Origin of the sequence: Parahaliea maris (genome assembly GCF_008064665.1) — a bacterium.
Taxonomy (GTDB): domain Bacteria; phylum Pseudomonadota; class Gammaproteobacteria; order Pseudomonadales; family Halieaceae; genus Parahaliea; species Parahaliea maris.
The window spans coordinates 971416-982859 of record NZ_VRZA01000001.1 but is presented as its reverse complement, the minus strand read 5'-3'; the positions used below and the strand labels follow the sequence as shown (position 1 = coordinate 982859).

Below are 11444 nucleotides of genomic sequence, written 5' to 3'. Positions count from 1 at the left end.
GACGATGTCAGAATTTAGTGCGGAACTGGTGGCAGCTGACGGCAGCCGGATCTCCCTCGAGGGAGAGCAGAGGGTAGGCCGCTCCGCCGACTGCGAAATCACCATCGACGACCCCCGGGTCTCCCGCGGCCACGCCGTGTTGCGGACGAAAGGGGATACACTCACCGTCGAGGACCTGGGCTCAGCCAACGGGACCCAGGTAAACGGCAAGACCATTGGCGGGGAGACCACCCTGCGCGATGGCGATACGCTCGGTTTCGAGAAGCACTCCTTCGTGGTGGTGCTGAGCGGTGGCGCAGCCGATATGGATGCCACCGTGGTAGGTGGCGGTATGGACGACGGCGATGCGACAGTGGTGTCCCTGCCGGACGAGCCTGCACCTGCTGCAGCCGAACCCGCAGCCGCGGCCGAACCGCCGCCTGCTCCGGAACCGCCTCCGGCTCCCAAGCCGGCCCCGGCCCCGCCGCCCAATCCGGCGGACCTGCCCGGTAGCTGGATCGACTCCGGCACCAGTGACAGCACTCGTGTACTGGGGCTCGACGCCCTGGCCGAATCGGAAACTGCGCCCATCCAGATGGAGCGCGCCTCGGACCTGCCGCACCTGATCGTGGTGTCGGTGACCGGTGAGGGCGGGGAAGCCCTGGAACTGGAGCCCGGCGATGGCAGCGAGCCGGACGTCTGGGAAATCGGCCGTGATCCCAACTGTGAGGTGTCCATTGCCGAGCCCAGCGTGTCTGCGCGGCACGCCCAGTTGATCCATCAGGACGGGCGCTGGCGCCTGGTTAACCTGGTGTCGGCCAACGGTATCTTTGTGAACGGTGAGAAGCGGCTGACCGCCTACCTCGCCGACGGTGACGAAATCCGCCTTGGGGTTGCGACCCTGATCTTCCGCACGGCGGCCGGCGGTGCGGCGGCTGCGGCCGCGCCTAAACCGGCGGCCACTGGCGCAACCGCCAGCGTCGCAGGCGGCGCTGGCGGTTCATCGTCGAAAATGGGGCTGATTATTGGTGGCGTTGTCGTGCTGGTGGCTATTGCCGCCGCTGCCGCTTGGTTCCTGCTCGGTTGATTCCTGTTCGGGGCGGGTGTTCCCCGTCCCGGCATTGCTCTCTGGCATTAGCTGTCTGGCGCAGGTTGTCTGTGCCGTGAATCACACTGCCCCGAGTTCTACTCGAGTTGGCCCAGTTCCTCGGCAATGATGGCTGGATCTTCCACGTGGGCTTCCAGCAGGCGTTGCAGGGGTTGGATATTCTCCCGGTCGACGTGCTGTACGGAAAAGCCCAGGCGCCCGGCCTCCACGTGTTGCAGGTAGGCGTGCAGTTCAAGCTTGCCGCCGTCGTCGAGATGGATCATCAGGGTGAAGGGCTCGTTGTACTGGGCGTCCCAGAGGTCTGGCTGGTCCGTGGCAACGCCCACCAGTGACAGGTCGATCAGGCGCTGGTGCCAGACGCTGCCGCCCTGATGGACGTCTACCGGAAGGTCGATGGCAACGCGGCTGAAGGCGCGCCGCTCTCTGGCTGTCTCACTCATGCATGCTTCCGTTAACCGCGATACGTGCACACTATAGCGCTGCTACCGGGGCAATGCGAGGTGCCTGTCTGGAGCGTGTCAGGCCATTGCGAGTGTCGCCCTCTGCTCCGTGTCGGGCGAGTATTTCGGGCCAGTTCCGCAGCCAGCAGCAGTGATGGTCATAATCCGGCAGGGTGCGAAATACCGCGCTGGGGTCGAGGCTCTGCATCCGTCTGCGGTAGCCCGCCTGCAACTCGGGAGGCACGTTGTCGTCGCTGGCACCGGACAGGTGCAGCTGGCGTATTGTACCGGGCCAGCTCGCCATCCCGGCCGGATTCTGCCCCGGCGCCAGGGGCGTATAGCCGTGATGGGCCGTCCAGGCGCCGGTGTCCAGTGGTGCGGCGAGGGTGATGACGGCGACTGCCTCGGGAAGGTGCTGGGCCAGCCGGACTGCGATGACCCCGCCGCCGCTATAACCCACCAGTTGTAACGGCATGCCGGCATGCTCGGCGGCAAGGCGGTGGATGACCTGCGCGAGGGAGGCGACAACTTCGTCACTGTAACGTTCACTGGTCCACAGGCGGGGCTCGCAGCCGGGCTCCGTTGCGGTGCCGTAATAGCATGGGCGCGCGACAAACACTGCGGGCCCGGGGTCGGCGAGCATCAACTTGAGGGTGAGGTGCTCTGCCGGAGTGGGATCCGGGGCGACGACCTGCCGCTGCAGGAATGCGCGGCCGTCCCCGCCGAGATAGACGCGCAGCACCGGGCCTGTGCCGGCCTTTTCATAGACCCGGTGGCGATGCTTGCCGCTACTGACCCAGCTGGCGCTGGCTCCCACGGCCTCGGCCAGCGCATCCGCGCGCTGGCGGTAGCCTGCTGTACAGCCCGTTACCACCGCGAGTAGCAGTGCGATAACACACCCTGTGAGGAGAGCGTACTGTGAGCTGCTGGCAGATGGCACGCCGAATAATCTCCCGCTTGGACTTTCGCCAAGATTCCGGACCTGTACTACTATAATTCAGGCGGCCCGTTGTCGCGCATGGGGGAATGTATGAAGAATCACTTTCGGTCTCTGGTGGCCATTCTGGCCGCCGCCTATGTCGGCGCGGCAGCGTCCCAGAGCACCAATCTCGGGCAGGTGGTATCGGGCGCCTCAAACAGTACGTCCTTGCAGGTCACCGCTGGCGACGCGGTGCAGAACACCTGCCTGCAACTGGTACCCAAATACCCGGGATCCTCGGATTTTACCGGCCCGGCGAGAACGTCGGAACAGGACCTCTACTTTCGCTGTAGCGAGGTCGTACTGACTGCCGTGTCACTGCAGCCCGGCGGTCAGGCTGACAACGTGCTCGGCTGGGTGCCGGGACAGCTCGCCGAGACCATGCAACAGCTGAGCGGTGAGGAGCAGGTGTCCAAGGGACGCCTCGCCACCGAGAGCTCCAACGGCCAGTTTGCCAATATCGGTATGCGCCTCGAAGCGATCCGCAATGGCGCTCGCGCTACGGCGGGAGGGCTGAGCCTTGCGATGAACGGCGTGCCGGTGGTGGGCGGCAATGCGGGGGAAGACGAGTCCCGCTGGAGCTGGTTTGCCAACGGTGTATACGGCACTGGCGACCGTGACGCCACCCAGCTTGAAGACCAGTATGACTTTGATTCCAGCGGCGCGACCCTGGGTGTCGACTACCTGTTTGATTCCGGCTTTGTCGCCGGTATCGCCTTCGGCTACGCCGATTACGAGGTGGATTTCAAGAATGTCTCCTCAGGGCTGGCGGGCAATATGTCTACCAGCACGGTCTCCGGCGGTGGCTTTTCCCTCGACGGCTACAGCCTGAGCGCCTACGGCATCGGTAACATCGGTCGTTTCTACGTGGACGGCCTGCTCAGCTATGGTTTCAACGATTACGAAACCGAGCGGATCGTGCTCTACTCCGGTGCGGCGGGGCTCAACAATGGCGGTACCATCAACCGTTCGATGACCGGGGAAACCGATAGCGACAGCCTGGCGGTGGGTGTTTCCACCGGCACTGTCTTCGACCTCGGGTTTCTCGACCTGGCGGTGGACCTCGGGCTCAGCTACCTGGATATTACGGTGGATGGCTACACCGAGAAGGACACGCCTATCGGTTCGGACATCGCCACCAGTGGCGGCCTGAACCTGGCCTATGAAGACCAGGATATCGAGTCCCTGCAATCCGCACTTGGTTTCCAGATCAGCAAGAACTTCAGCGTGGCGACGGGGGTGATCGTGCCCTATCTCGGCATCGAGTGGCGGCACGAATTCGATAACGATGCCCGGTTCGTGAAAGCGCGCTTTGCCGCCCAGGATGGCGGTCCGGTATTCCCGATCAATATGGGCTCCGATGATCCCGACGAGGATTTCTACGAACTGGGCCTCGGTATCTCCGCCGTCTTTGCCCAGAACCTGACAGGTTTCATCGACTACCGCACGACCCTGGACCTGGATAACATCTCTGCTGACCTCTACACGATTGGCATTCGGGGCAGTTTCTGAGGGTGAATCCCGCCCGGGACCTGCGGCCAGTCTGGTGGTAATCTGGGCGGTATCTGGAGTGGGATGACAGGCAAGCACCGTGTCGGCACGCGATAACGACGATACTCTGCACGCCACCCAGGTGCTTCCCCGGAGTGCGGCTGATACCGCGACCGGGGGGGCAACCGAGGTGGTGACCGAAGCGGCAACGCAGGCCGCTGCGGGCGATTCTTTGCAACCTGAAGCCGCCCCCTCGGACAGTGAGTTACGGGCCGGCGACCTTATTTCCGAACGCTACGAACTGGTGAAGTTGCTGGGGGAGGGCGGCATGGGCCGCGTCTTCCTTGCTACCGACCAGCTGTACGCCCGGGAGTTCGAGGACCGCCAGTCCCAGGTGGCCATCAAGTTCCTCGGCGCCCGTTTTGCCGCCCACAGTGTGGCGCGCATGGCCCTGCAGCGGGAGACCCGCAAGTCCCAGCAGCTGTCCCACCCCAACGTGGTACGGGTGCTGCACTTCGACCAGCACCAGGGGCTGCCCTACATGATCATGGAATTCATGCGCGGCCAGCCGCTGGACGAATTCCTGGAACGGGAGTGCCAGAACGGCCTCTCCCTGAAGCTCGCCCTGCCGTTGATCGAGGGCATGGCCAATGGCCTGGACTATATCCATGGCCAGGGGCTCATTCACTCGGATTTCAAGCCCAACAATGTCTTCGTCGGTGACGACGGCAGCGCCAAGATTCTCGACCTGGGGATTGCCCGGGCGCGGGAAGATGCCCTCGAGGGCCAGGAGCAGACCCGCTTCAATGCCAGTGACCTGGGGGCGATGACGCCATCCTACGCCAGTTGCGAAATGTTCGAGGGGCTGTCACCGGATCCCAGGGACGATGTCTACGCCCTGGCTTGCGTTACCTACGAACTGCTCAAGGGGCACCACCCTTTCAATCGCCAGCCGGCGATCCGGGCCCGCAGTGAGGGGCGCAAGCCCGAGCCGCCGCCGGGGCTCGACAAGCACCGCTGGCGCGCACTGCGGCGGGGGTTGGCGTTCGCGCGCAAGGACCGCACGCCCTCCGCCAGGGAGTTGCTCGCCGGTTTGCGCGGCGAGAGCCGGCGTCGGGAGAGGGTTGCGCTGGCGCTGGGCTCCACCGCCATCGTCGCGGGGGCCGTGGCCTGGATGGCGGGCAGTTATCTCAGCGGGCCGAGCCCTGACTCCGTTTTCCTCGACGGGTTGACCCCCTCGCCGCCACCCACGGTTACGCCGCAGGAGGCCCGCCAGCTCGAAGGCTGGCTGGACCAGGGCCGGACTTACCTCGATATCGCCCGACAGGAGTACGCCGGTGGTGACCTGGTGACCGCGCTGCACATCATGGACGGGGGTGCCGACAATGCCTACCGGGCCTTCAGTAGTGTGTTGAAAAAGCAGCGCTCGGAACCGGCTCGCCAGGGGGTGCTCGATATGCTGGCGACGTACGCGTCCTGGGCGGAGGATTCCGCCGCCAGCGGCCGGCTGGATTCCGCTCTGCTGATCACCTGCCATGGACTCAAGATTCATCCGAAGAGTCCTGAACTCCAGCGTCTCGAAGCAAACTACAGTGAAGACCTGCCGCCGGAGCGCGTGGCCCAGTTGATGGAATGCTGAATCCGGCCCGTTGTTTGCGGGCGGGATGAGCTATAGTCATTGGTGTCATCAGGGAGAGATCACGGGATGAGCCAGAGGCCATTCGTATTTGGGGTTGGGGTCGCGCTGGGCTTGCTGTTGCTGGCTCCGGCCACTTCGGGTAATGCCTCCCTCAGCAAGAATTACCAGGGCGTGGATGAAAACAAGCCCGTGCTCTGTCTGCTCCCCGGCCGCGTCCGCAAGGTCGGCAGCCTGATGACTTACCAGGAACGCCGTAAACCCCAGCAACTCACCGCCAGTGAATGTGAGATTCGCGGGGGCGAGTACACCCTCTACGATCGCGCCAACTATGAAACCGCTCTCGCCGTGTGGATGGACGCCGCCGAGGGGGGCGACGCCACCGCCCAGGTCAATGTGGGTGAGATCTACGAAAAAGGCTGGCTCGGCAGTCCCGACTACGCGGTGGCCGCCCACTGGTACGGCCTGGCCGCGGAACAGGGTGATCACCGCGCCGAGCGGCGCATGGCCTATTTCTACGAACAGGGGCTGGGGGTGGCGGCCGACAAGGCCCGGGCCCTGGCCCTCTGGCGCAGTGCTCTCGACCTCGGCGATGAACTGGTGCTGGCCTCTGAGGTGGAAGCGCGCAAGAGTGAGGACCAGCAGAAGCTGGACCGGCTGGTGGCGGCGCTGGAACAACAGAACCTCACCTCCGGGCGGCTGCAGCGGGAACTGTCAGCAGCCCAGACCACACTGGCGGAGCAGGGCCGCGCCCTGCAGGCGGAGCGTGCGGCGACCCGCAAGCTTCGCGACCAGCTGGCGGCGCCGGCACCGCAGGCATCAGGAGGCAAGGAAGTCGCGCAATTGCAGGAAGAGCTTGAAGCACGTGAAAACCGGCTGGAAGAACAGCAGCTGTCCATAGAGCTGCTCCAGGCCAATGTCGCTGCCCAGGAAGCCCAGTTGCAGGCCAGCCTGCGCCAGGCGGAGATCCGCGACCGCCAATTGAGCAAGGCCCAGGAAGAGCTCGAGCGCAACAAGGCAGAGAACCTCGACCTTGCCACCACTCTGGCGAGCAGCGACAAGCGCCTGCAACTGCTGGAGTCGCAGCTGCGGGAAAGCCGGCACGCGGTTGCCGAGGCGGGGGCGGAGGCACAGCAGTTGCGCACCGCCCTGGTCAATGCGCAAACCACCGGCGGCGCGGAGCAATCGGAACTGGCTTCGGAGCTGGCGCAACGCGAACAGGCGATCAGTGAACTCCAGCAGCAGCGCGACGAACTGCACGCCCGCTGGGAGAGCATGCAGTCCGAGCGGGAGGGCATGCGGGAAAACCTGGCCTCTGAAGCGGACCGGCGCAGCTGGCTGGAGGTGGAACTGGAATCCGCCCGTAGCAAGTTGGCCTCGGCGAAGGGCGAACTGCAGTCGCTGGAAATGGCGCTGGAAGAAGCCAGTTGGGAGAAGGACGAGTACCAGCAGGAAATTGTCCGCCTGGAACAGGACCTGCAACTGAGTCGGGCGCGGGGTGAGCAGGACCGGCGGCGGATGGAAGACGCCCTCAGCCGGGCGCGTATGCAACTGGCCGGGGTCGATGAAAACGTGTCGGGCCTGCAGCGCCAGAAAGCCCGGGTGGAGAGTGACATCGACCTGTACGGGGAGATCGGTGCAAGCCGGGTGCTGGCCATGCGCGGTGGTGAAGTGCCGGTAGAACGCCAGCCCGTGCCACTGCCCAACGGCCTTAGCGCCGGGCCCTACCAGGCGGTGATCATCGCCAATTACGACTACGACTTCATGCCGGACCTGAAGACGCCGCCCCATGACGCAAACGAACTCAAGCAGGTGCTGGAGCAGGAGTACGGCTTCAATGTCGACGTACAGATCAACCTCAACCGCGCCGAGATGTACGCCGTGCTCAACCGGGTGCGCAAGTTCCAGGAGCACCAGTTCGTGCTGCTGTATTACGCCGGCCACGGCAAGGTGGACGAGTTTGGCGACGGCTACTGGCTGCCCACCGACTACCGCATGGGTATGCCCCTGAGCGAGGCGGTGTCCAGCGCCGACCTCACCCAGACCCTGCAGCAGAGCGACGCCCGCCACGTATTGCTGGTGGCTGACTCCTGCTACTCGGGCGCCCTGGCGCGCAATGCCGCGCCGAAGATACGTAAAAGCGTGCCGGCGCTGATGAAGTACTGGCTGCAGAACAAGTCGCGCACCGTGCTGACCTCCGGCGGGGTAATGCCGGTGCTCGACGAGGGACCGGATGACAACTCCGTTTTCGCCAGTGCCCTGCTACAGGTACTGGAGCAGAATTCCGGTGCCATCAATGGCGAGATGATTTACGCCCAGGTCTACGACCTGGTGCAGGCGGGTGCGGCGCGGCTGGGCTACCTGGACCAGGTGCCGCAGTTTGCCGCGATTGAGGACGCCGGGCACGAAAACGGGCAGTTCGTCTTCGTGCGCGGCGGGAGCTGACTTTACTTCAGTTTGCGGTACTTCACCCGGTGGGGCTGGTCGGCCTCCTTGCCCAGACGCGCCTTGCGGTCTTCCTCGTAGTCGCTGAAGTTGCCCTCGTGGAACACCACGTTGCCGTCGTCCTCATAGGCGAGGATGTGGGTGGCGATACGGTCCAGGAACCAGCGGTCGTGCGAGATCACCAGCGCGCTGCCGGGGAAGGCCAGTACCGCTTCTTCCAGGGCGCGCAGGGTTTCCACGTCGAGGTCGTTGGTGGGCTCGTCCAGCAGCAGCACGTTGCCGCCCTGTTTGAGCAGCTTGGCCAGGTGCAGGCGGTTGCGTTCACCCCCGGACAGGTCCTTCACGAACTTCTGCTGGTCGGAACCCTTGAAGTTGAAGCGGCCGCAGTAGGAGCGTGAGGGCACCTCGTAGCTGCCGATGCGCATGATGTCCTGGCCGTCGGAAATCTCCTCCCACACGGTCTTGCTGCCATCCAGGTCGTCGCGGCTCTGGTCCACGTAGGACAGCTGCACGGTCTCGCCCACCTTCACTTCCCCGCCATCGGGCTGCTCGTGGCCCATGAGGATGCGGAACAGGGTGGACTTACCCATGCCGTTGGCGCCGATGATGCCGACAATGCTGCCTTTGGGCACGGTAAAGCTGACGTTGTCGAACAGCAGGCGGTCACCGAAGGTCTTCTTCAGGTTGCTGACCTCGATCACGTTGTCCCCCAGGCGCGGGCCCGGCGGGATGTAGATCTCGTTGGTCTCGTTGCGGCTCTGGAATTCCTGTGACTGCAGTTCCTCGAAGCGCTGCAGGCGAGCCTTGCTCTTGGCCTGGCGGCCTTTCGGGTTACTGCGCACCCACTCCAGTTCGGCCTTGATGGCCTTCTGGTGGGAGGCTTCCTGGCGCTTTTCCTGCTCCAGGCGCTTCTCTTTGGCGTCCAGCCAGTCGGAGTAGTTACCCTCGTAGGGAATGCCGCGGCCACGGTCCAGCTCCAGGATCCAGCCGGCGGCGTTGTCTAGGAAGTAGCGGTCGTGGGTAATGGCCACCACGGTGCCGGGGAAGTCGTGCAGGAAGCGCTCCAGCCAGCCGACGCTCTCGGCGTCCAGGTGGTTGGTGGGCTCATCCAGCAGCAGCATGTCGGGGGCTGACAGCAGCAGGCGGCACAGGGCCACCCGGCGGCGCTCACCGCCGGAGAGCTTGGTGACATCTGCATCCCACGGCGGCAGGCGCAGGGCGTCCGCCGCCACTTCCAGCTTGTGTTCGATATTGTGGGCGTCGGTGGCCTGGATGATGTCCTCCAGGCGGGCCTGTTCCTTGGCCAGGGCGTCGAAATCGGCATCGGGCTCGGCGTAGTCGGCGTAGACCTTCTCCAGTCCGGCCAGGGCGTCGATGGCGTCCTGCAGGCCCTCTTCCACGTTGCCGCGTACGTCCTTCTCCGGGTCCAGCTGGGGCTCCTGGGGCAGGTAGCCGATCTTGATACCCTGCTGGGGGCGGGCCTCACCGAGGATGTCGGTGTCGATGCCGGCCATGATCTTCAGCAGGGTCGACTTGCCGGCACCGTTCAGGCCCAGCACGCCGATCTTGGCGCCGGGGAAGAAGGACAGGGAGATGTCCTCGAGGATTTTTTTCTTGGGCGGCACGACTTTGCCGACCCGGTTCATGGTGTAGACGTACTGGGCCATGGTGGGGTGAAACTCTGTATTGAAATGAGGGCAGGGATTTTAGCAGGTATGGACGAAAAAGGGGTCAGAGCCCTTTTACTGAGGAGGTTCAGGGCGGAGAGATTGGCGGTTTAAAGGGCTCTGACCCCTCTTTCACTTGACCCCTTTTTCACTTTCACTAGTCGGCGATCGGCGCCGAACTCATATCCTCCGGGTCGTGGTCTTCCTCGCCCGGCAGGTGATCCTCGTGAAAAGCCTCCACCTCCCACTTGCGTCGGCGGTCGACCGAGGCGATGTGGAACAGGGCGTCGCCCTCGTAGACCAGGGGCAGGTTGGTGCGGCCGATCACGATGCCCGGGGCTTCCGCCACCACGTCCACCTCGCTGGTGCCGAGGGGGTCGGCAATGATGCCGATGGTTTGCCCCTCCTGCACTTCAGCCCCGAGGGGCACCAGCACGCGCAGAATGCCGCTTTCCGGCGCCCGCAACCAGAAGGTATTGCGGCTGATCAGGGGCTTTTTTACCTTGGCGCGGCTCTTGCGCAGCATGCCCAGGTGGCGCATCACGTTCAGCACCCCCTTCACCCCGGCGCGGATGTAGATTTCGTCGAAACGCAGGGCCTCGCAGGATTCGTACAGCAGCACCGGGACGCCGATGTCGCCGGCGGCGCCACGCAGGGAGCCGTCGCGGATCTTGGCGTCGATGGCCAGCGGCGCGCCGAAGGCTTCGGTCATCGCCAGGGTGGCCTCGTCCTCCAGGTTGGCGCGGATCTGGGGGAAGTTGCTGCGGTGGCGGGCGCCGGTGTGCAGGTCGATACCGTAGGTACAGTGGGCCACGATTTCCCGCATGAAGGTGTGGGCGATGCGCCCGGTCAGCGAACCGCGTGTGGAACCGGGGAAGGAGCGGTTCAGGTCGCGGCCGTCGGGCAGGTAGCGGGTGTGGTTGATAAAGCCATAGACGTTGACGATGGGAATCGCGATCAGGGTGCCCTTGAGGCGCTTGAGCTGCGGGTCCTTGAGCAGGCGGCGGATAATCTCCACGCCGTTGATTTCATCCCCGTGGATCGCGGCGCACACGAACATCACCGGCCCGGGCCGCTTGCCACTGACCACCTGCACGCTGATGGAGAGGTTGTCGTGGGTGTACATCGGCGCCACCGGGATGTCGATGGTGTACTTGCCACCCGGCTCGATAAGCTGGCCGCCAATGACCAGTTTCTCAACGGGTGTTCGCGCCACGTTTATTGGCCCTCGCCCGGGCGGGCACCCTGCAGGTAGGAGCGCGCCGGGTCCACCAGGAACTCCCCGCGCATGGCGGTGCGGCCCAGCAGCATGCGAAAGCGCATGGTTTCGCGGTCGGTGAGGGTGATTTCGGCGTCGATGATGCGCTGGCCCACCTGCACCCGGCTGGCGATCACGTAGCGGTATTCCCGGTGGCCGCCGGAGTCGGTGACCTGGCGCTTGTCGAGCACCTTCGCCTCGCAGTGTACCTCCAGCTCGGTGTTCTGCTGGCGGGGGTGGATGCCAAAACGCACCCACTCCTCGCCGTCGCGCTCGAAGGGTTCCACGTAGTAGGCGTGCAGGGCGCTGGTGCGCGCCCCGGTGTCGATTTTGGCCTTGATGCTGTCGATGCCGAGGTCCGGCAGGGCCAGCCACTCGCGCCAGCCCAGTGCAGGCTTGTCTGTCATACCCGGTGTCGCCTAACTCATTCAGCCCCGAGTA

9 protein-coding genes are annotated in these 11444 nt (G+C 64.6%); 4 read left to right on the top strand and 5 right to left on the bottom strand.

Features of this window, described 5'->3' with window-relative positions:
* Window positions 1–4: 4 nt before the first annotated feature.
* On the top strand, window positions 5–1066 hold the full coding sequence (locus FV139_RS04440; protein WP_148066985.1) for an FHA domain-containing protein: 1062 nt from the start codon (window positions 5–7) through the stop codon (window positions 1064–1066).
* A 98-nt stretch (window positions 1067–1164) separates the two neighbouring features.
* Here the strand turns inward: FV139_RS04440 and FV139_RS04435 are convergent, their stop codons facing one another.
* Together FV139_RS04435 and FV139_RS04430 are read right to left on the bottom strand one after the other, a co-directional pair.
* On the bottom strand, window positions 1165–1527 hold the full coding sequence (locus FV139_RS04435; RefSeq protein ID WP_148066984.1) for a PilZ domain-containing protein: 363 nt from the start codon (window positions 1525–1527) through the stop codon (window positions 1165–1167).
* 31 nt (window positions 1528–1558) lie between these two features.
* On the bottom strand, window positions 1559–2467 hold the full coding sequence (locus tag FV139_RS04430; RefSeq protein ID WP_148066983.1) for an alpha/beta hydrolase: 909 nt from the start codon (window positions 2465–2467) through the stop codon (window positions 1559–1561).
* A 90-nt stretch (window positions 2468–2557) separates the two neighbouring features.
* On the opposite strand from FV139_RS04430, the gene FV139_RS04425 reads away from it, so the two are divergent.
* The 3 genes from FV139_RS04425 (at window position 2558) to FV139_RS04415 (ending at window position 8078) form a co-directional block, all read left to right on the top strand.
* A complete protein-coding gene (locus FV139_RS04425) occupies window positions 2558–4018 on the top strand; it encodes an autotransporter outer membrane beta-barrel domain-containing protein (RefSeq protein WP_187276388.1) in 1461 nt (486 codons plus the stop codon).
* Between the two features lie 79 nt (window positions 4019–4097).
* Complete coding sequence (locus FV139_RS04420) at window positions 4098–5636, top strand: serine/threonine-protein kinase (RefSeq protein WP_148066981.1); 1539 nt, start codon at window positions 4098–4100, stop codon at window positions 5634–5636.
* Window positions 5637–5702: 66 nt separating this feature from the next.
* A complete protein-coding gene (locus tag FV139_RS04415) occupies window positions 5703–8078 on the top strand; it encodes a caspase family protein (RefSeq protein WP_148066980.1) in 2376 nt (791 codons plus the stop codon).
* Window positions 8079–8080: 2 nt separating this feature from the next.
* Here the strand turns inward: FV139_RS04415 and ettA are convergent, their stop codons facing one another.
* The 3 genes from ettA to FV139_RS04400 form a co-directional block, all read right to left on the bottom strand.
* Window positions 8081–9745 carry an energy-dependent translational throttle protein EttA gene (gene ettA / locus FV139_RS04410; protein WP_148066979.1) on the bottom strand — a complete coding sequence of 555 codons (1665 nt, stop codon included), beginning with the start codon at window positions 9743–9745 and terminating at the stop codon, window positions 8081–8083.
* Between the two features lie 157 nt (window positions 9746–9902).
* Entirely contained in the window at window positions 9903–10961 is a 1059-nt protein-coding gene (locus FV139_RS04405; protein WP_235898520.1) for a succinylglutamate desuccinylase/aspartoacylase family protein, read from the bottom strand.
* A 2-nt stretch (window positions 10962–10963) separates the two neighbouring features.
* Window positions 10964–11410 carry an ATP-dependent zinc protease family protein gene (locus FV139_RS04400; protein ID WP_148066978.1) on the bottom strand — a complete coding sequence of 149 codons (447 nt, stop codon included), beginning with the start codon at window positions 11408–11410 and terminating at the stop codon, window positions 10964–10966.
* Window positions 11411–11444 lie beyond the last annotated feature (34 nt).

Excerpts from the sequence above, each read along its gene's own strand:
- FV139_RS04415 (WP_148066980.1), top strand. The coding sequence starts at position 5,703 with ATGAGCCAGAGGCCATTCGTATTTGGGGTTGGGGTCGCGCTGGGCTTG.
- ettA (WP_148066979.1), bottom strand. The coding sequence starts at position 9,745 with ATGGCCCAGTACGTCTACACCATGAACCGGGTCGGCAAAGTCGTGCCG.
- FV139_RS04440 (WP_148066985.1), top strand. The coding sequence starts at position 5 with ATGTCAGAATTTAGTGCGGAACTGGTGGCAGCTGACGGCAGCCGGATC.
- FV139_RS04425 (WP_187276388.1), top strand. The coding sequence starts at position 2,558 with ATGAAGAATCACTTTCGGTCTCTGGTGGCCATTCTGGCCGCCGCCTAT.
- FV139_RS04400 (WP_148066978.1), bottom strand. The coding sequence starts at position 11,410 with ATGACAGACAAGCCTGCACTGGGCTGGCGCGAGTGGCTGGCCCTGCCG.
- FV139_RS04435 (WP_148066984.1), bottom strand. The coding sequence starts at position 1,527 with ATGAGTGAGACAGCCAGAGAGCGGCGCGCCTTCAGCCGCGTTGCCATC.